Genomic DNA, 20,753 nt, shown 5'->3' with positions numbered 1-20,753 from the left:
CTCGCCGCTACTCGCTGCCGTCCAGACCGTACTCTTTAAGCTTCTTGTGCAGGGTGTTGCGGTTGATGCCCAACCGCGCCGCGGCCTTGATCTGCACATTGTCGCAGGCCGCCATCACCTGGGCGATCAGTTCCCGCTCGACGCGGTTGACGATCTTGCCATGCAGGTTCTCTTCGTTCGGTCCCGCCGCTGTCACCCCCTGTTGCACCAAATCTTGCGCCAACGATTCGACGTCCATCGGCCGAAAGCGACTGCTGCGCGGCGCCGACTTGCCGGTGACGGCCTCGGGCAATAGCTCGCAGGTGATCTCGTCTCCCGGCGCGAGCACCACCGCCCGCTCGATCACGTTTTGCAACTCGCGAACGTTGCCCGGCCAGTGGTAGTCTTGCAAGGCCTCGAGCGCCGGCCGTCCCAGATGCACCACATAGGTGTCGTTCGATTCGTTATAAACCTGCAAAAAGTGGGCGACCAGTTCCGGGATGTCCTCGCGCCGCTCGCGCAAGGGCGGCAGATGGAGCGACACCACATTCAATCGATAATACAGATCCTCGCGAAACCGCTCCGCCTCGACTTCTTCCATCAGGTCGCGATTGCTGGCGGCGATGACACGGGTATCGACGCGGATGGTTTGCGTGTCTCCCACGCGTTCGAACTCGCGTTCTTGCAGCACGCGCAACAGCTTGACCTGCAACTTGTGGGTGGTGGAGTTGATTTCGTCCAGAAACACGGTGCCGGTGTGCGCCGCCTCGAAGCGCCCGGTGCGGTTGTCGATGGCGCCGGTGAACGCCCCGCGCACATGGCCAAACAGTTCGCTTTCCAGCAGGCTCTCTGACAAGGCGCCGCAATTCACGCGCACATAGGGGCGCGTGGCGCGCGGACTCAGTTGATGAATCGCCTTGGCGATCAACTCCTTGCCGGTGCCGCTTTCGCCCAACAACAGCACGCGGCAGTTGCCGCGCGCGACGCGGCGGGTCATTTCGTACACCTTCAGCATCGCGGGGCTGGAGCCGATGATGCTGGGAATCGGCGGCCCAGTCGATTCGCTTTCCAGAGACGAATAGCCGCGGCTCATGGCGGGCCTTTGCGATGCGAAGTGAGGTTTGTCGGGCCGTGAACTGCGGACGGTGTGATTATTCTTGATGCGCGGGCGCGCCGGCGGCGGCCGGTTGTCGGCCCGCTTCCATGCTGTCGAGAATCGACGACAGCACGGCCTGTGTGCCGGCGTCGAGGGTTTCGCTGGCGTTGTAGCGCGCGTATTGCTGTTGCATTTGCGCGGTGGTGAGCAAGATGCCATAGCGGGCGACGCTCTCGCCAAACGATTTGGCGGCGGCCTCGCGCAGCGCGAGCGGTTCGACCACCTGGCTGGCGAACTCAACCAAGGCCGTCTGCGCCTCGGCGCTGCCGACCTGCGCCAAGGCCTGTCCGGCGGCGACGGTCAAATCGGGATCGTACAAGGCGGAGATCAGCGGCGCGTCGAGCGCCCGCAAGTCGAACAGGCCGCCGCGGCGCGCCATCTCGGACGCCCAGGCCATGGCCGCTTTGGCCTGCTCGGCGCGGCGCTGGCGATTGGGAGGCGCATAGCCGGCGTCGGCCGTCAGGCGGTCTAACTGCTGCTTGAGCGCGGCGCTATTGTGCGGGCGAATGATCGCCCGTGTGACGGGGTATCGCTTTTCCAAATTGCGAAAGCGCTCTTCATCGGACGGCGTGGCAATGGCCAGCGGAATGGCGGCCGTGCGCGGATCGTTTTTGAGCAGCACCACGCAATCGAGTATCTCCGGTCGCAAGATGCCGGCGTCGATGACGATGACCTGCGTGTCGGACGACTCAGCCGCTTGCTGGACCAGCGCCGTGCCGTCGGTGGCGGTGGCGACGTCGTAACCCATGCCGGCCAACAACCCGGCCAGCCTGCCCGCTTCTTGCTGCGAGTTGGCGGCAGCCACGGCGCGCGGCTGGCCGACGGTGGAGATGAACCAGGCGAGCGTGGTCGCCACCTGGCTCGACCCGGAAAACGCGAACGACGGTTGGAGCGCGGCCACCGCGGCCAGCGACGCAAACCGCGTCTCGCGATCGGCGGCGGCCAGTCCGCGAACGAGCGCCGACGGCGGACCACTGGCGGCCAGCAGACTGCGATCCCCCAGTTGTCCCAGTAGCTGCGCGGCCACGGTCGCCGCGCGCGGCAGATTGGCGACCAGCGCCTGATCGAGCGTCTCGGCCAAGAGTCGTCCGCCATCGGCGCCGAGTTGTTTGGCCATTCCATCCGAAAGCAGCGCCAGTGTCTGCCGCGGATCGGTCTGCGGCGGCAAGGTGTCGAAGTAGGTGACCAGCGCCAACTGCTGACGCGCATTGTGCCGCGGGCTGTCCGCCGGCGTCAGGCGATCGGCAGATCGAGCAGCAAGGGCGGCCAACTCGGCGCGGGCGGCCGCCGCAGTATACTGTCGCGGCTGGGTCTGTTCTTCTTCCACGTTCCAGTGCCACAAAGTCACGGCTGGCGCGCCTTGATCGTCGAGCGAGCCGGGCGGAATGTCTTTTCGACCGGAAAGGTAGCGCCGGGCAAGGTCTTCCAAAAAGTCGGCGCTCTCGGCCGCCGATGGGACGCGATGAACCATTGTCTCCAGCGCCGCGCGAGCGGCGTCGCGGGCGGCCCCCTCCTCGCCATGCGCCAGCGGCAACAGGCGGTCGATCGCGTCGCTGGCGTCGAGTCGAGCCAGCGCGGAGGCGGCCTCGGCCACGATTTCGGGGCGTAGCGCTTCGAGCGCGCCGACAAGCGGCGCCTTGGCATCGGCGCCCAGATGCACGATTGCCGCCATCGCGCCGCGGTGCGCGGTCGACTGCGCCGGATTGGCCAGCGTGGCCAAGAGCGGATTCACGACACTGGGGCCGACGATCCGCAGTTGTTCAATCGCCAGGGCCTGTTTGCCGGCGGATGGGTCGGCCAGTTGTTGGATCAATTCGGCGATGCGCTGTGGGTCTTGCACGTAACGCTCGCCCGCAGCGCGCAGTTGCGCGGAGAGCGCTTTGCCTTCGTCGCACGATAGCGCGATCTTGATGAAGGTGGCCATGCCAAACTCGCCCAACAACTGGGCGGCGGTCGCGTCGTCGGGGGGCGCGGCCGCCAGCTTGGCGAACAACGGCTTGGCGGCGTCGGCGCGATCGAGTTCGACCAGCAGCGTGATCGCGCGCAGCAACTCGCTGGGGGTGGTCGGATTGGTTTCGAGCACCGCCTGCACATTCAGGTCGTTGGCCGGCGCGGTCGCGTCTTGAGCGCGCGCGAAAGCGGTGCTGTACAGCAATACGAGCATCACCGCAACACGCTTCATATCGCGACCTCCGTCGGCGCTTCGGCCGCCAACTTCTGGCGCCAACGCGTCAGTTGCGCCTCGACCTGCGCCGGCGCCGTCGAGCCGTAGCTGACAAAAGCGTTCACCGTGTTCTCGGCGCCGAGCACGCCATACACGCCGTCGTCGATCGCCGGGTGCGCCTCGCGAAAGTCGTCCAGCGGCAACTTGGCCAGCGGCAGGTTCTTGTCCATCGCCGCGCGGACCAGCGTGCCCACAATCTCGTGCGCCGAGCGCTGCGGCACACCGCGGGCAATGAGGTATTCCATGAGCGTGGTCGCGTCCAGGTAGCCGCGCTCCAGCCGTTCGGCGATGGCCGAGCGGTTCAATTCGGCGCCCGCCACGACCGGAATGGCGATCTCCAGGCAGGCCAGCACGGTGTCGAAGCTATCGAACACGCGCTGCTTGTCTTCTTGCAGGTCGCGGTTGTAGGCCAGCGGCAAGCCCTTCACCAGCACCAGCAGCGCTTGCAGATTGCCAATGACGCGGGCGGTCTTGCCGCGCGTCAGTTCCAGCGTGTCGGGGTTGATCTTTTGCGGCATAATCGAACTGCCGGTGCAGAACGCCTGCGGCAACTTGATGAAGTTGAACTCGCTGGTCGACCACAAGATCCACTCTTCGGCCCAGGTGCTGAGATGTTCGGAAACGAGCGTGCAGCAAAAAGCGAACTCCAGGGCAAAGTCGCGGTCGCTCGAAGCGTCGATGCTGTTGGCCGCCACGCCTGCAAATCCCAATAGTTCGCAAGTCCGCTCGCGGTTGATCGGCAGCGTGGTGCCCGCCACGGCGGCGCAGCCCAAGGGGAGCGTGCTCACGCGGCGGCGGCAATCGGCCAGTCGCTGGCGGTCGCGCTCCAGTTTTTCGCAGTAGGCCAGCCAGTAGTGGGCGGCCAGCACCGGTTGGGCCCGTTGCAAATGGGTGTAAGCGGGCAGGATGCAGCCGGCATCGCGGTCTGCCCGGCCGACGAAGGCGGCCTGTAGCTCGCGGAGCCGATCCGATAGCAGGTCGATGGCGTCGCGCAGCCAGAGCCGCAAATCGGTCGAGACCTGATCGTTGCGGCTGCGGGCGGTGTGCAGCTTGCGGCCGGTGTCGCCCAGCCGGTCGATGAGCGCCCGCTCGATGTGCATGTGGATGTCTTCGAGCTCGGTGCGGAACTCGAAGCGGCCCGCCGCGATCTCCTCGCCAATGGCGGCCAGAGCGGCCTCGATCTGTTGGCGTTCGGCCGTGGAGATCAGCCCCACCTCGGCCAGCATCGTGGCATGGGCAATGGAGCCTTCGATGTCGTGCCGGTAGAGTCGGCGATCGTAGCTGATGCTTTCGGTGAAGGCCTCGACGCGGCGGTCGGTGGCCTCGGCGAAAACACCGCTCCAAGACTTTTTGGCCACGGCGAGGCGCTCGGGGGGAGGAGACAGCGAGGCGGGAAACCCCTACAACCTTTTCACAGTAAAAAGCTTACGTCACAGTGTCAATTGGCTGCCGGCGGCCGATTGCCTAGAAAGTGAACGCGCCGCCTAGTTTGCGGGCAGCGGCATAAGTGGTTGTCGGCATTGATGTAACAACTTGTGACTGCCTCATGATTTCCACGGTCGCGCCGGACCACGCTGCGGCTGTGGCCGTCATCGGCTAAGTGCCAGCAGGACCATCAAATCAAGGCTGGCTCTTCCGGGGCGAACAACGGGTATGGAACTGCTGGCCGGCATCGTTCTCGATCTGTTGGTTGTGCCGTTCCTCGAAATCGCTTTCGAGGTGGTTGTGCGCACCGTATATCGGGCGATCATGTCAGTCGTCAGTGTGATGCTCGCGGGGTTCAAGCGGATCGCGCGCAGTGTAAGAGCGGTCTGCAAGGGCGTACCATGACGGGATGAGCGACAACCCGTATCAGGCGCCCGCTCCTCTGGTCGTCGAGCGACCGACTGTTGAGCCTGTGGTTCGAGGACTCCAGTTCATTGGATTTGGACTAGTGCTCTGTTCGTATCGGCTGATTTTGTGGATTTATGGGGACACATTGGCAAATGTCGATCCAGAACTGATCGGCGTCGTTGTGGTGACCAACTATGTCGCCCGGCTCGGCCTGGCAGTGATCGGTATCGGTTTGTTGCTGCTGCTCGCTGCGGCAGTGCTGCGTTTGCGCCGTCGACTGCAGGAAGTGACTGACCGCGACAAAAAGCCGGCGCACCCGCTAAATGCTCCCGGCGATTTCTATGTCGAGAATGGATACTGTATCGCCTGCCACGCGCCAGAACACGAAGCGCCAGATTTGATGTCGTCTGACGCCGCCGAGCACTGCTACTCCAATCGGCAACCCAAGACGCCAGACGAGTTGCAACGGGCGATCATGGCTGTGGCGGTGGGATGCTGCGGCGCGGTGCGCTATGGGGGGCAGGATCAGCACATCATTAAGCAGCTTAGCGAATTGCGCGCCGCTGACTTCTGCGATCACAGCCGGTCTGGCTGCCAACAACGCGGGACGCAGGCGCCGCTTTCGTGAGTTGGCTGTTGTAAGCCGCCCGTGCCGGGTCGCGGCCTTAGCCAACCGGCATTAGTATCCGCTTTTCCTCATCCTTGAGCGGTCTGCCTCGGCGTGCTATCGTCAGGAAATTTTGCACACCCGCCGCCGCTGCCTGCGCCGGACGCCATCGCCCCCTGGCGCCGCGCCTTCGGTCAAGTCGTTCCCCCGGATGAGGTTCTTCCGTGCCTAAACGCGCCGATCTTCGCAAGATTCTCTTGATCGGGTCTGGCCCCATCGTGATTGGCCAGGCCTGCGAGTTCGACTACTCCGGCACCCAGGCCTGCAAGGCCCTGCGCGAGGAAGGGTACGAGGTGATCCTCGTCAATTCGAACCCCGCCACCATCATGACCGACCCCAACATGGCGGACCGCACCTATATCGAGCCCTTGACCTGGGAGATGGTTGCCAAGGTGATCGAGGCCGAGCGCCCCGACGCGCTGCTGCCGACCCTCGGCGGACAAACGGGGCTGAACCTGGCGATGGACTTGGCCCGCCACGGCGTGCTGGAGCGGTTTGGCGTCGAGATGATCGGCGCCAACCCGGCCGTGATCGAAAAGGCCGAAGCCCGCGACCAGTTCAAACGGGCGATGGAAAAGATCGGGCTGGAAGTGTGCCGCGGGGAGACGGTCCACAGTCTGGACGAAGCCCGCAAGCTGATCCAGGAGATCGGCCTGCCTTGCGTGGTGAGGCCCAGCTTCACCATGGGCGGCAGTGGCTCGAGCATCGCCTACAACCGCGACGAGTTCGATCAATTGGTGGGCCGCGGGCTCGACGCCTCGCCCATCACCGAGGTGCTGATCGAAGAATCGATCATCGGTTGGAAAGAGTACGAGATGGAGGTGATGCGCGACGTTGACGACAACGTGGTGATCATCTGCTCGATCGAAAATTTTGACCCGATGGGGGTCCACACCGGCGACTCGATCACCGTGGCGCCCGCCATGACGCTGACCGACAAAGAGTATCAGCGCATGCGCGACGCTTCGCTGGCGGTGATCCGCGAGATCGGCGTCGAGACGGGGGGCTCGAACATCCAGTTCGCCATTCATCCACATACGGGGCGGATGATCGTGATCGAGATGAACCCGCGGGTCAGCCGCTCGTCGGCATTGGCCTCCAAGGCCACCGGCTTTCCAATCGCCAAGATCGCCGCCAAGCTGGCGGTGGGCTATCGCCTGCACGAACTGCCCAACGACATTACCCGCGAGACGATGGCCTGCTTCGAGCCGACCATCGACTATGTGGTGACCAAGGCGCCGCGGTTCGCCTTTGAAAAGTTCCCCGAGGCCGACTCCACTCTGATGACGCAGATGAAGAGCGTCGGCGAGACGATGGCCATTGGACGCACCTTCAAGGAGTCGCTGCAAAAGGCGCTGCGCGGGCTGGAAGTCGGCAGCTTTGGCTTTGGCTGCGACAACAAAGACCGCTGGGGCCGCGCCGATCAGCCCAGCATCGAGGAGATTCGCTCCAAGCTCTCCATCCCCAACGCCGATCGCGTGTGGTTCATTCGCTACGCCTTCAAGGCGGGCATGAGCGCCGACGAAGTACACGAGCTGACCAAGATCGACCCCTGGTTCCTCGACAACCTGCACGAAATCTTCGAACTGGAAGAAGAACTGCGCGCCACGGCCGGGCTGGCCGCCTGTGGCGACGCGCTGTTGCGCAAAGCAAAGCGATTTGGCTTTTCAGACCGCCAACTCGGCCACATCTGGGACATGCCCGAGATGGAAGTGCGCGCGGAGCGCAAACGGCGGGGCATCGTGGCCACGTTCAAATCGGTGGACACCTGCGCGGCCGAGTTCGAGGCGTATACTCCGTACTACTACTCGACCTACGAGGATGAAGACGAAACTCCCGCCAAGCAGCCCGGTAAGAAGCGGGTGATGATCCTCGGCGGCGGGCCCAACCGCATTGGCCAAGGCATCGAGTTCGACTACTGCTGTTGCCATGCCAGCTTTGCGCTGCGCGAACTGGGCATCGAGTCGATCATGGTCAACTCGAATCCCGAGACGGTCAGCACCGACTACGACACCAGCGACTTGCTGTTCTTTGAACCACTGACCACCGAGGACGTGCTGAACATCTTCGACCGCGTGCAACCCGACGGCGTGATTGTGCAGTTTGGCGGGCAGACGCCCCTCAATCTGGCCCGCGCGCTGGAGACCGCCGGCGTGCCGATCATCGGCACCAGCGTCGACACGATCGACGACGCCGAGGACCGCGAGAAGTTCGCCCGGCTGCTCAAGCGGCTAGGGCTGTCGCAACCGGCCAACGGCATCGCGCGCACGATGGTGGAAGCCCGCGCCGAGGCGGCGAAGATCGGCTTTCCGGCCTTGGTGCGACCGAGCTTTGTGCTGGGGGGCCGCGCCATGGAGATTTGCTACGACAACTCACAGTTAGAGAAATTCGTGGCCGAGGCGTTCGTCGTCGCCCAAGGGCAGCCGGTGCTGATCGATCGCTTTCTGGAAGACGCCATCGAGGTCGATGTCGATTGCATCAGCGACGGCGAGCGGACCATCGTGGCCGGCATCATGGAGCACATCGAAGAGGCGGGGGTCCACTCGGGAGACTCGGCCTGCTCGATTCCGCCGTTCAGCCTGCCAGCGGGCGTGATCGAAAACATTAAACAGGCCACCCGCGCCCTGGCGGTGCAGATGCAGGTGCGGGGGCTGATGAACATTCAGTACGCCGTCAAGCGCGAGGACGGCCAGCAGAACGTCTACGTGTTGGAGGTGAACCCCCGCGCCAGCCGCACCGCCCCGTTTGTCTCCAAGGCCACGGGCATGGAGCTAGCCAAGGTGGCGGCCAAGGTGATGGCGGGCGTGTCGCTGGCCGAGCAAGGGATCGAGGCCGAGTCGGCGCCGCGCGGCTTCTCGGTCAAGGAGAGCGTCTTTCCGTTCGTCAAGTTTCACGGCGTCGATATCGTGCTGGGCCCCGAGATGCGCTCGACCGGTGAGGTGATGGGGGTGAGCGAGACGTTTCCGATCGCGTTCGCCAAAAGCCAACTGGCGGCCGGCGTGGTGCTGCCCACCGAGGGGAACATCTTTTTGAGCGTGTCGACACGGACCAAACCGCAGATCGTGGCGATCGGCCAACGACTGGCGGCCTTGGGTTACAAACTGCTGGCCACCAGCGGCACCGCCAAGCTGTTGGCGCAGCACGGCATCGCGGTCGAGACGGTGAAGAAACTGCAAGAAGGGCATCCCAGCCTGCTCGACTATCTGATCAACGGCAGCGTGCAACTCATCATCAACACCCCCAGCGGCAAGGGGGCGCGGACCGACGAGGGGCGAATTCGCGCCGCGGCGGTGCAGCATGGTGTGCCGTGTTGCACCACCATTCAAGCGGCCGAGGCGGTGGTGCGAGCAATGGAGGCGCTGCGCCAAGGCGAGATGGGGGTGCAGGCGATGCAAGACCGCTTCCCGCGCTTCGCGCAGCAAGCGACCGCGTGACTCGGTAAGCCAAGATGCCGTGACCCCTCACGCCAGAATGTCGTGCAAAACGTGGCCATGCACATCGGTCAGCCGCATGTCGCGTCCGCCAAAGCGGTAGGTCAGCCGCGTGTGATCCATGCCCAATAGGTGCAGCATGGTGGCGTGCAGGTCGTGGATTTCGACTTTGTTCTCGATGGCGTAGTAGCCGTATTCGTCGGTGGCGCCGTAGATCGTGCCCCCCTTTACGCCGCCGCCGGCCAGCCAGAGGCTAAAGCCAAAGGGGTTGTGGTCTCGCCCATCGGCGCCTTGTGCCATTGGCGTGCGGCCAAACTCGCCGGCCCAGACCACCAGCGTTTGGTCGAGCAGTCCGCGACTCTTGAGGTCTTGCAGCAAGCCGGCGATGGGGCGGTCGGTGGCGAGCGCGTTCTTCTCGTGCCCTTCTTTCAGGTTGGAGTGCTGATCCCAGCGGTCGGCGGCCAGCTTCTGGCACAATAGCTCGACAAACCGCACGCCGCGCTCGACCAGGCGCCGCGCCACCAGGCATTGCCGGCCAAACACCTCGGTCTCCGGCCGGTCGATGCCGTACAGCTTGAGCGTCTCGGCGCTCTCGTCGGCAAAGTCCATCAGGTCGGGCACGGCGGTCTGCATGCGAAACGCCAGTTCGTAGTTGGCGATGGCGGCTTCGAGCGCGTCGCTGGGGCCAAAGCGCTGGCCTGCCTCGCGGTCGAGCGCGTGCATCAGATCGAGCTTGGCGCGCTGCGCGTCGACCGTGGCCTCTTGCGGCGCGAGGTCGGCCACCGGCTGCGGGCCGTGCTGGAACATTGAACCCTGATAAGCCACCGGCAAAAAGCCGCTGCCAAAACAATCGAGCCCGCCCGGCGGAATCAGGCCGCTCCCCAACACGACAAAGCCGGGCAAGTTTTGACACTCGCTACCCAGGCCATAGGTGGCCCAGGCGCCCATGCTGGGGCGGCCTTGCTGGCCGTGCCCGGTGTGAATGAAGTAGTTGGCGTTGGTGTGCTCGCTGAAGTTGGCGACCATCGAGCGGACGACCGCCAGATCGTCGACATGCTGGGCGACATGCGGAAACAGATCGCTGACCGGGATGCCGCTCTGCCCGTACTGGTGGAACTGCCAGGGAGACTTGAGCACCGTGCCGACGTTGTCGAACTGGGTGGGCTGAACCTTCATCTTGATGGGCTGACCGTGCTCGCGATCGAGCCGCGGCTTGGGGTCGAAGGTGTCCATCTGCGACGGGCCGCCATCCATGAACAAGAAAATCACGCTCTTGGCCTGGGCCGGGTAGTGCGTGGGGCGCGGCGCAAAGGGACTGGCGGCGGCGGCCAACGCGCCGGTCTCGGCGGCCAGTGAGGCGAGCGCCACGGCGCCAAAGCCATTGGCGCAGCGGGCCAACATTTGGCGGCGCGAGAGAGTCGGCGATGGAAAGCAGCCACAGTGCATTGAAGTGTCTGGCGGGTTTTCTGGTTCCCTCGCCCCACGTGCGGGGAGAGGTCCGGCCGATAGGCCGGATGAGGGGTCTTCTTACTGGATGAACACAAACTCCTTGACGTTGAACAGCACATGCGCCAGTTCGGCGAGTGCGGCTTGCTCTGAATGTTGCGCCTGCCGGGCCTGCAAGAACTGCTCGGCGGCCGACAGTTCTTCCTCGCTGGGCGCGCGGGCAAACGCCAACTCGTACATCGCCGCGATTCGCTCGCTCGCCTGCGACATCGGCATGGCCAAGATCCGCTGGGCGAAATACTCGGCTTGCTCGGCGACGAACGGGTTGTTGAGCAAGCTGAGCGCCTGCGCCGGCACGTTCGATACGCTGCGCCGGCCGATGGTAGTGAACGGCGTGGGATAATCGAACGCCAACAAGAATGGCGGCAAGAAGTTGCGGCGCAGATTGAGATAGATACTGCGGCGGTTGCCGCCATCGAGCGGTCCCGATTGCTCCGGCCGCCCGCGTCCTTGCATGAACTCGGTGAGGTGTGGCGGCACGCTCGGCCCGCCGATCGTGGAATCTAGCCGGCCGGAGACCGCCAGCAGGGCGTCGCGGACGCTCTCGGCCTCCAGTCGTCGAATCGGCATCCGATGCAGCAGCTTGTTCTGCGGATCGATCGAAGCCAACTCGGGGCGCGCGGCGCTCGACATTTGATAAGCGCTCGACAGCAGCAGCAGGCGATGCAGTTGCTTGATCGACCAGCCTTCGCGCACGAACAGCGTGGCTAGGTGATCGAGCAATTCGGGATGCGTGGGCGGCTGACCCATCGCGCCGAAATCGTCTGGGGTCGAGACAAGGCCTTCTCCAAAATGATGCTTCCAAACGCGATTGACCAGCACGCGCGCGACGAGCGGATTAGTCGGATCGACCAGCCGGCGCGCCAGTTCCAGGCGTCCGCTGCCGCTGATGGGGGCGGGTTGATTGTCGCCGGACAGCGCCTCCAGATTGCGGCGCGGCGCCTCGGCGCCAAGGTTCTTGTGGTTGCCACGAATGAAGATCCGCTCGTTCTCGCCCGTACCGTCGGCCATGGCCAGCGCTTGGCGCGGCACGGGGAGCGCCGCCTCGAGCGATTCTCGCCGCGCGACCAGTCTGGCCTGCTCGGCCACCAGCGATTCGGCGCCCGGCACGGCGGCCACCGCGCGGGAGAGGGCCGGCCTGACCCACGCCACCAGATCGGCAGCGGTCTCTTCGCCGGCCAGTATGCGGGCGATCAATCGCTCGTACGCTTCGCGGAGCGCGGCGAGCGAAGCGATGCCGGTGTCGGCCGCCAGCGCGTGGATCGGGGCGCTGGTGGCCGGGACGGCCAACTCACCATCGGCGGCGGCGACGCGCATCAAGGCCAGATAGCCATCGTCCTCATCGAGCAATTCCAGATACGCTCGATGCCCAATCCATTTGCTCACGTCCTGCACATGCCACCGGGCCCGCGAGCTGGCGGGCTTGATTCCCAGTCCGCCATAGATGGGATACTGAATCAGCTGCAGGCCGTCGACGATCAGTCGCACCCGCCCCGACGTGCCCGCCAAGAGATACAAGAATTTTGGCTTTTCGATCGTGAAGGTCGGCGAGCGGAGCGTGCCTCGCAGTTTGCCCGCCAGCCGGCCGCTATGCGCCGCTGGCAGCGACAGATGACCCTCGGCCGGTGCGGGGCCAGCGCCGAACGCCTGCCCGCTGGCGACCCAGTCGCCCCAGTCAGCGCGAGTGAACGAGGCGATTTCGACCGCGTCAGCCGGTGGATTAGCTTGGCTGGCCGTCTTGAGTCGTTCGGCGATTTTGTTTCGCTCGGCGGCAAACTGATCGACGCTGGCGTCGGCGGCAAGCGCCGAGAGCGCCCCCCAAGCATACAGCGGATCGGCGGGGTCAGCGGCGGCGCGCTGCGTCGCCTCGTCGGTTGCCAGCGCCGCAAAGACAGTCGCCGCCCACTCAGTCGCATGCTGGCGCGCCGCGTCGCGCAGCCGCGCGGCATGTTGGCGCTCGTCGGCCGCCAACGACTCAAGCTGCGCCAGATGCGGCGCGAAGACGCCGGGCAGATCGATAAACGCCTGATCGTAGCGCGAACTTTGCAGATAACCGGCCAGGCCGTAATAGTCTTGCGTCTTGATCGCGTCGAACTTGTGATCGTGGCAGCGGGCGCAGGCGATCGTCAGGCCAAGGAACGCCTTGCCGAACACATCGATCTGATTGTCGATGCGGTTGGCCTCGTCGGCGCGCACGTCGACTGGCGAATGGGTCGACTCGCCGAGGAACCAATAGCCCGTGCCGATCACCGATTCGTTGATGCGCTCGGCCTCGTTCACGCGCGGCGTCGGCAGCAGGTCGCCCGCCAGGTGCTCCAGCACAAACTGATCGTAGGGCACATCGGTGTTGAAGGCGCGAATCACATAGTCGCGATAGCGATAGGCGTTTGGTATGTCGCGATCGAACTCATGCCCATACGTTTCGGCGTAACGAACCAGGTCGAGCCAATGTCGCCCCCAGCGCTCGCCATAGTGGGGCGAGGCGAGCAGTCGCTCAACGACCTGCTCATAGGCTTGTGGCGACTCGTCGGCCAGAAACGATTGAATCTCGTCCGGCGTGGGAGGCAGGCCAATCAAATCGAAGGTCACTCGCCGCAAGAGCGTTCGCTTGTCGGCCGGTGGGTTGGGCGCAACGCCGGCGGACTCGAGCCGCGCCAAGAGAAAGCGATCGACCGACGTGCGCGACCAGCCGGCGGTTTGTGGCTTGGGCGCCGGCGGATCGGTGATCGGTTGCAACGACCAGTGCTGGGCGCGCTGGGCAAGATCGAACGCCTTCGCCGGCGCCGCGCTGGCCGTGGCGGCTTCCGCCGGCCAGGGAGCGCCGCGCCGCACCCACTCGGTCAGCGCGTCGATCTCCGCCGCTGGCAATTGCGACTTGGGGGGCATCTGATAGGTGTCGCCGTAGCGGATCGCGTCGACCAGCAGGCTCTCGTCGGGCTTGGCAGGCACGAGCGCCGGGCCGGTGTCGCCGCCCGTCAGCGCGGCGGCGCGCGAGTCGAGTCGCAAGTTGCCCTTTTGCTCACTGGCGCTGTGACACTCGTGGCAGCGGGCGACCAGAATGGGACGCACGTTGTTTTCGAAGAACTCGATATCGGCCGGTTCGAAGCGCGGCGCGCTATCGTCGCCTCGCGCCGCGCCCCCCAGCGCCGCGCAGAGCGCCAGCGCGCTCAGCGGTAGCCAACGTAGAACAGTTCGCGACATCGACGGCTCGCGCGACGGTTGCAGGCGGTGCGACTGCCACCATTACAAACGCCACGGCGGCCACTGTCTATGGTTTGCGGCCCGGCGAGCCGACCCGCTCGACGATAATCCGATCGGGGCCGACTTCATCGCCGTTGGCGACCGCGACGGCGCGAATCGCCGCCGGTCCCGCCGCGATCGGAGCCAAAGTGAATCGCGCGGTCTCCGCGTCTTCGATCGCTAGCTCTTGATGCGCTGCGCCCACATTCAGTGCGACCGTGCCGCTGACGCGGCGCGGCAACTCGACGGTCACCTGATAATCGCCGGCCAAGCCAAAATCCACTTCCCACTGGCCGATGGTGTCGCGAGTCCACTTTTGGTCGCCGGCGCGCCAATCTTGCGGGGTGAGGGTCGCGGGGTTCTCGTGCGGCGTGCCGAGCACAGGACGCACCGGCGCGTAGCTATGCTCGGCGCCCACGTCGGCTAGCCAGGCGTCGTACTGTTGTTTGAGATCGGCGACGATCTCGGGCTCGCTAGCGGCGACGTTGTGCAATTCGTACGGGTCGTCGGCGATGCGATAGAGTTCAAACTGCTCTGGCAGGGCGAGCGCGTCGTCGCGGCCGGGATCGATCCGCAGCAGCTTCCACTCGTTCGAGCGAGCGGCAAACCCTCGATAACGCTCTGGCGCGTCGCCCCGATGCCACTGAAAGAAGAGCGTTCGCTGCGGCAGGTCTGTCGCCGCTCCTTGGAGCAGCGGCGCCAGGCTCACGCCGTCGAACTGCGCTTGCGGCCGACAATCGGCAAACTCCAGGAGCGTGGGCGTCAGGTCGATATGCGCGGCGACCGACTCGACCTTGCGCGGCGCGAGTGTGCCCGGCCAGCGCACCAGGCACGGCACGCGGATGCCCCCCTCGTACACGGTTCCTTTGCGCCCCTTGAGACCGCCGACATACCGCGCCTGCTGCGGGCCGTTGTCGGTCATAAAGATCACCACCGTGTTCTCGCGGGCGCCAAGTTGATCGAGGCGCGATAGGAGCCTGCCCACGTTGTCGTCGATATTGGTCACCATGCCGTACACGCGGGCCAGTACGTCGGCATCGAGCTTTTTGTCTGGCGGATTGCCGATTTGAGGCTGCGCCGCGGGATCGATGTTGGCATAGCGCAGGCGATCGGCGTCTGGCACCTCCAACGGCACATGGGGCGCATTGAACGCCAGATAGCAAAACCAAGGCTCCGCGCCGGTCGCATGCTGGGCGATGAAGCGTTCCGCCTCGCGCGTGATGACGTCGCTCACATACCCCTGTTGTTTTTCAAGCTGTCCATTGCGAAAGAGAATGGGATCGAAGTAGCTGCGCCCGTCGCGCGCGTCCGACGCCTGACCAATGCCGCCGCCGCGATGCACCAGCGACGTTTGAAACCCCTGATCCATGGGCCGCAGCGGATAGTTGTCTCCCAGATGCCACTTGCCAAAAATGCCGGTGGCGTAACCTGCGGACGCGAGGTGCTCGGCCAGCGTAACCTCGGCGGCGCGCATCATCGCCCGGCCGTGATAGGTGTCGGTGACGCCGGTGCGATAGTTGTAACGGCCGGTGAGCAGGCTGGCGCGTGTCGGCGCGCAAACGGGGGAGACGTAGAAGCGCGTCAATTCGACCGATTCACTTGCCAATCGATCGAGCGCCGGGGTGTGAATCAGCGGATTGCCGTGCGCGCCCAGATCGCCATAGCCTTGATCGTCGGTGATGATCAATAGAATGTTGGGGCGCTCGGCCGCGCGGGTCTGCTGCGATAGCAAACAAACGGCCAACCCAAGCAGCGTCAGCCAGCGATACATAGTCGCTCCCATCCTGCGGGTTTGGGTCGATAGCGCATGCCGACGACATCAACCTCTGTCGTCAGACCGCCGAAGTCACTTGGCTGCGGCGGGAGTGTTCTCGACCACGCGCGTTAAAAAGCCATCGAGCCGATCGGCGATGCGCTGCCGATTGTAGTCGGTCTCCGCCGCGATGCGACCTGACTCGCCGAGACTCTTGCGCAGCTCATAGTCTTGAGCCAAGCGCAAACAGGCGTCACGGGCCGCCGCCACATTGCCGGGCGAAACCACCAGTCCGCAGCCCGCGCGCTCGACGCGCCGCGCCGGCTCGCCATCGGCGATCAGCAGAATCGGCAAGCTGGAGGCCATCGCTTCATAGATTTTGCTCGGCACCGCGCCCGGTATGCTCATCCCCAGGCTAATAAAGGCCACATCGGAGGCGGCCAATAGCGCCGGGACGCGCTCGCGCGGTTGCGGGCCCACGATGCGCGCGCGCGTGATCCCTTCCTCGCGAATGCGGCGCTCGAGCACCTCGCGGGCCGGTCCGTCGCCAACCATCAAGAACCGGCCGGGCATGTCGGCGGGCCACTGTTGCGCGATGTCGAGCAGTTGATCCAGCCCTTGCGCCAAGCCCAACAGACCGGCATAAGTGAACACTGGCCCCGGTTCGTCGCCCAACAGGTCGCGCACGTCGCCATCGACCGCTTGTTTGCCAAATCGCTCTGGCGCGACGCCATTGGTGATGACTTCGTTGGGAGTTTCCGGCGCGCGCTTGCGTATGGCCGCGATGATCTCCTCGGATTGGCCGGTGATCGCCGCCGCGTTGCGATACAGCGACAGCTCCAATCGCTCGGCCATGCGCGCGGCCATGCCCGGCTGCAGCACACCCATGCGGATCGCCGACTCGGGCCACAGGTCGCTGACATTGAACACATAAGGACACTTCCAGCGCCAGGCCAGGTAGCGCGCCGCGTAGCCGATGAACAGCGGCGGCGACTCGACGAGCATGACATCTGGCCGTTGGCAGCGTTTGGGGCCGTACCAAGAGGCGCTCAGCACAAACGAGAAGTAGGAGAACAACCGTTTGATGAAGCCGGTCTTGGCCGGATAGAGCGGCACGCGCACCGTGCGGATGCGCCCCACCGTTTCTTCAACGCAGCGCCACGGAGAGTAATCGCCGATGATCTTGCCGGTGGGATAGTTCGGCAGCGCGGTCAAAGCTTCGGCCTGCCAACCGCGATCAATCAGGCGCTCGCCCAATTCGGAAAGCCGCACCTGGGGCGCGCCCATTTCCGGGGGGAAGTATTGCGTCAGAAAGAGTATCCGCATGTCGCTCTTCGTCGCGCGAATCGCCTCCCCGCGGTCCGCTTCCTTTCGTCAATTCGCCGGCCGGGCGACCCAGCCCAGTCCGTGATATTCCGCGCGTGTGTCGATGTTTTGTTCCGCCCGCACCAGGTCGATCACGCATTGATCGGGCCGCGCTTGCTCTAGCGCCGTCTTGGCCGCCGGTAGCCGATTGCCAATAACCAGACATTCGGCCCAGGCCAGCATCTCGGCCAGGTCGGTGGTCACCAGCCTGTCGGCGGTTGGCAACCGCTTTTCCACGTAAGTCTTGTTTTCCCCCAATAGTTCCGCAACCACCACATTGGGATCAAAGATCCGCAGCTCAAAACCATTTTCGACCAACATCTGCGCCAAGAGCACCAAGGGGCTCTCGCGCAGGTCGTCGGTCGATGATTTGAACGATAAACCGACCATGCCGATCTTGCGGCGCTGGCGCTCGGCGATCAATCGAAAGCCCTGCTCGATCTGCTGCCAGTTGCTCTCGTCGATCGAGTTGAGCATGGGCAGATCCAGCACTTGCTGTCGGCCATAGCCCAGTATCGCGCGCAGATCCTTCGGCAGGCAGGAACCGCCATACGCATAGCCCGGCTTGAGGTAGTAACGCGACAGGTTCAGCTTTTCGTCGTGACAAAAGATGTCCATCACGCGATGACTGTCGATGCCGGCCGCTTTGCAAAGCCGCCCTATCTCGTTGCCAAAGACCACCTTGACCGCGTGGAACAGATTGCACGAATACTTGATGATTTCCGCTTCGCGCCGCGGGACCACGAATAGCGCGGCCGGCAACTCGGCATAGAGCGCGCGCAGGGCGGCGGCGTCCGCCTCGCTCTCGGCGCCAATCACGGTGAACGGCGGGCTTTGGTAATCGGCCAGCGCCGTCCCCTCGCGCAAGAACTCGGGATTGACCAGCACCCGAAAACCTTCCCCTTCACGTTTGCCCGAGGTCTCGCTCACGATCAGGGCGCATTGTTCGGCGGTGCCCGGCAGGATCGTGGAGCGAATCACAACGTCGTGCGTGCCGGGCTTGTTCGCCAGCACGCGGCCGATCGACTTGCACACCTGGTACAAGCGCGAATAGTCGGGCGCGCCAGACGGCTGGCCCGGCGTGCCGACGCAGATGAACGAGGTGTCGGCGGCGTCCACGGCGGCGGCCACGTCGGCGGTGGCGCTCAGTCGGCCGGCGGCGACCATGTCGCGCGCCAGCTCGCCGAGCCCCGGTTCGACAAAGGTGATCTCGCCGCGGTTGATCGCCTCAACCTTTTGCGGCACGATCTCGACGCCAATCACCCGATGCCCTGCCCGTGCCAGGCAGCAGGCCGAGACCGAACCGACATAGCCCAGGCCAAACAACGCGATCACGCGGCCCGAGGTGGAGGTGGGGGCTGTGGGGCTAGCGGACATCAGTGCGCACCAGCGTGTTCGGGCTCGAGCGGCGGAGCGGCATGGGGCGGCAATTGTCGCAGTTGTTCCAGCCAGTTGGCAATGATCCGCGACCAGGAAAGGTTTTGCTGAATGAAGCGCACGCCGTTTTGCCCCAACCGATCGCGAAGTTCTGGTTGGTCGGCCAGCCGGCGAATGGCGGCGGCCAATTCGCTGGGCGAGTCGGGGGGCGCGCAAAGACCGCAATCGTGCTCTATGAGCAGATCGGCCGCCTCACCACGGCCCGAATGCAGCACCGGCACCCCGCAGGCCAACGGCGGAAACGTCTTGGAAAGCCGCATCTTCTCCGCGGTTTCGATGTCTTTCATCACCACCAGCGAAGAGTAGGTGATCGACATCAAACGCGGCATCTCGGAGAAGGGCGAATCGCCAAACAGCACGTTGTTCAGGCCATAGATGCGCGCCATGCGCTTGAGATTCTCGCGCACCGGCCCTTGTCCGACGAGCAAGATCACAATGTCGTCGCGATCGGTCAGTTTGCGCGCGGCCTCGATCAAGACCTCCAGGCCGTGGTAATAAGCGTGGGTGCCGGCATACACAAAGGCCTTCTTGCCGAGCACGCCCATGCGGCGCGCGTATTCTTCGTCGTAGGGAAGCGGCTTGAGGACGGCGGTGTCGGCGCCGTTGGGCAAGAAGGTCAGTTTGCGGCGCGGAATCCCGCGCTCGACATAGTAGTCGATAAAGCGATGCGTCACGGTGGCCACGGTCCACGATTGCCGCATGAACAGGTTTTCCATCATCACTGCGATGGAGAGCAACAGCCGCGCGCCAATAAAGCCCAGTTGCTTGGCGGAGTCGGCCTGTAGGTCGGGAATGTTGTAGACATACGGCACGCCGCGAAACCACTTCATCAACACGCCGGCGATGCCGAGCGAGATGGGTTGCGACTCGACGAACAACACATCGACCCGCGGCATGAACAGCAGGTAACACGTGGCTGTGAATGTGAACGAAAGATAGTTGGCCAACCGCCTGAGGAACTTACGCCCTGTCGCCGGATAGAGCCATACCCGCTGCACTTCGATCCCATCGATCGTTTCGGTCGAGTGCAGCTTGCCGCGATACTTCTCGTGAATCACGCCCACCGGGTAGTTGGGCATGCCGGTCAGCACGCGCACATCGATGCCGGCCGCTTTCAAGCGTGTCGCCAAAGTGTGCAGGCGAATCTGCGGCGCCCCCGGCTCGGGGGGGTAATACTGGGTGACGATCACCCAGCGCTCCCCCGGCTGACCTGATGGCTCGTTTCGCTTGCGAAAACCTAAACTCACGCAGTCGCCCCTTGGCAAGCGAGACGCAACCGGGAATATCCAATTGAGATGGGGTATCCGGCGCGTAGATCCCGCCGGTCATCAGTTTGCCTGCCAGTGAGTCGCGCGCGACTGCCTGCGGAGCAGTCCACAGCGCGGCCCAACCGGCGGCTTCGCATCCTACAGATTACGCTGACGACAGCTTGGGCGGAATGGCCTGCCAGAGAAATGATGAACATGCTTCCACCGCCATGTGGCCTGTAAGTCGTACGTCCCGTATTAATCCACTCAGGCGGCGGCGACTTCGGCCATACGCTTGGCGTCCGGCGCAGACCAATCGTGTCTCGCTGCGGGGCGCTGATCGATAAACTCCTGGAACCAAAGTTCCGTGAGCAGCCAGCGATAAATATTGCTCGAAAAGTCTTGTTTGCCCGCTACGTGCTGCGCGATGGCCGACTCCATTTCCGCCGGAGAAAAAATACCTCGCCGGCGGCAGGTTTCGCTGCGCAGCACCGGGTAGACGGTGTTCTCGGGTTGCTCGCGAAACCAGCGCGCGATGGGGGTGGGAAAACCCAACTTCTTGCGATTGTCCAGAATCTCGGCGGGAACCAATTTTTTGACCGCCTCGCGTAGCACCGCCTTCCCGCGACCGGCGCGAAATTTGTATTCGCCCGGCAACCGAATACAAAACTCCACCAGGCGATAATCCAAGAACGGCACGCGCGCCTCGATCGAGTGCGCCATGGAAATGGCGTCGCCGTAGTGCAGCAGATCGCCCAAGCCGCCATCGAGCTGCTCGACCAGCGACGCGTTGAGTCGACCGATGCCGGAGATCGACAGTTGCCGGTCTGGCGATTCGCTGGCGTCGCGCAGCGGGCCGATGTACACGCGCTCGTCGCCGCGCCAACTCCGGAACGCCTTGTGAACCAGCGGAGG

The 20,753-nt window shown here is 64.3% G+C and carries 13 protein-coding genes; 3 read left to right on the top strand and 10 right to left on the bottom strand.

The features are described 5' to 3' along the window. Window positions 1-7: 7 nt before the first annotated feature. Genes K1X71_10380 through argH form a run of 3 tightly spaced genes read right to left on the bottom strand, consistent with a single transcriptional unit; the run spans window position 8 to window position 4,717 of the window. The gene (locus K1X71_10380; GenBank protein ID MBX7073542.1) at window positions 8-1,072 is read right to left on the bottom strand and encodes a sigma-54 dependent transcriptional regulator; all 1,065 of its coding nucleotides are present in this window, start codon (window positions 1,070-1,072) and stop codon (window positions 8-10) included. A 58-nt stretch (window positions 1,073-1,130) separates the two neighbouring features. After that, window positions 1,131-3,317, bottom strand: coding sequence for a hypothetical protein (locus tag K1X71_10375; GenBank protein ID MBX7073541.1), 2,187 nt, complete (start codon window positions 3,315-3,317; stop codon window positions 1,131-1,133). Further along, on the bottom strand, window positions 3,314-4,717 hold the full coding sequence (gene argH / locus K1X71_10370; protein MBX7073540.1) for an argininosuccinate lyase: 1,404 nt from the start codon (window positions 4,715-4,717) through the stop codon (window positions 3,314-3,316). Before argH ends, K1X71_10375 begins: the two co-directional genes overlap by 4 nt. A gap of 295 nt (window positions 4,718-5,012) precedes the next feature. Here argH and K1X71_10365 point away from each other — a divergent pair, with 295 nt between their 5' ends. The 3 genes from K1X71_10365 to carB all read left to right on the top strand — a co-directional run bounded on the left by K1X71_10365 (window position 5,013) and on the right by carB (window position 9,293). Continuing rightward, window positions 5,013-5,189: a hypothetical protein gene (locus K1X71_10365; GenBank protein MBX7073539.1), complete on the top strand. Its 177-nt coding sequence runs from the start codon at window positions 5,013-5,015 to the stop codon at window positions 5,187-5,189. Window positions 5,190-5,193: 4 nt separating this feature from the next. Then, complete coding sequence (locus K1X71_10360; GenBank protein MBX7073538.1) at window positions 5,194-5,820, top strand: hypothetical protein; 627 nt, start codon at window positions 5,194-5,196, stop codon at window positions 5,818-5,820. Window positions 5,821-6,023: 203 nt separating this feature from the next. After that, window positions 6,024-9,293 (top strand): carbamoyl-phosphate synthase large subunit, encoded by a 3,270-nt coding sequence (gene carB / locus K1X71_10355; protein MBX7073537.1) that lies wholly within the window; start codon window positions 6,024-6,026, stop codon window positions 9,291-9,293. Between the two features lie 27 nt (window positions 9,294-9,320). Here the strand turns inward: carB and K1X71_10350 are convergent, their stop codons facing one another. The 7 genes from K1X71_10350 to K1X71_10320 all read right to left on the bottom strand — a co-directional run. Further along, window positions 9,321-10,691, bottom strand: a complete 1,371-nt coding sequence (locus K1X71_10350) for a DUF1501 domain-containing protein (GenBank protein ID MBX7073536.1) — start codon at window positions 10,689-10,691, stop codon at window positions 9,321-9,323. A 126-nt stretch (window positions 10,692-10,817) separates the two neighbouring features. Continuing rightward, window positions 10,818-13,997, bottom strand: coding sequence for a PSD1 and planctomycete cytochrome C domain-containing protein (locus K1X71_10345; GenBank protein MBX7073535.1), 3,180 nt, complete (start codon window positions 13,995-13,997; stop codon window positions 10,818-10,820). A 67-nt stretch (window positions 13,998-14,064) separates the two neighbouring features. Beyond that, entirely contained in the window at window positions 14,065-15,807 is a 1,743-nt protein-coding gene (locus K1X71_10340; GenBank protein ID MBX7073534.1) for an arylsulfatase, read from the bottom strand. A 75-nt stretch (window positions 15,808-15,882) separates the two neighbouring features. Further along, window positions 15,883-17,115, bottom strand: a complete 1,233-nt coding sequence (locus K1X71_10335) for a glycosyltransferase family 4 protein (protein ID MBX7073533.1) — start codon at window positions 17,113-17,115, stop codon at window positions 15,883-15,885. Window positions 17,116-17,163: 48 nt separating this feature from the next. After that, complete coding sequence (locus K1X71_10330; GenBank protein MBX7073532.1) at window positions 17,164-18,531, bottom strand: nucleotide sugar dehydrogenase; 1,368 nt, start codon at window positions 18,529-18,531, stop codon at window positions 17,164-17,166. Continuing rightward, window positions 18,531-19,838 (bottom strand): glycosyltransferase family 4 protein, encoded by a 1,308-nt coding sequence (locus K1X71_10325; GenBank protein ID MBX7073531.1) that lies wholly within the window; start codon window positions 19,836-19,838, stop codon window positions 18,531-18,533. The genes K1X71_10330 and K1X71_10325 overlap by 1 nt, the downstream gene beginning before the upstream one ends. A gap of 267 nt (window positions 19,839-20,105) precedes the next feature. After that, on the bottom strand, window positions 20,106-20,753 hold a 648-nt coding region (locus K1X71_10320; GenBank protein MBX7073530.1), incomplete at its 5' end, for an asparagine synthase C-terminal domain-containing protein.

The organism is Pirellulales bacterium, assembly GCA_019694455.1.
Classification (GTDB): Bacteria; Planctomycetota; Planctomycetia; order Pirellulales; family JAEUIK01; genus JAIBBY01.
This window is presented reverse-complemented; position numbering and strand designations above follow the sequence as displayed.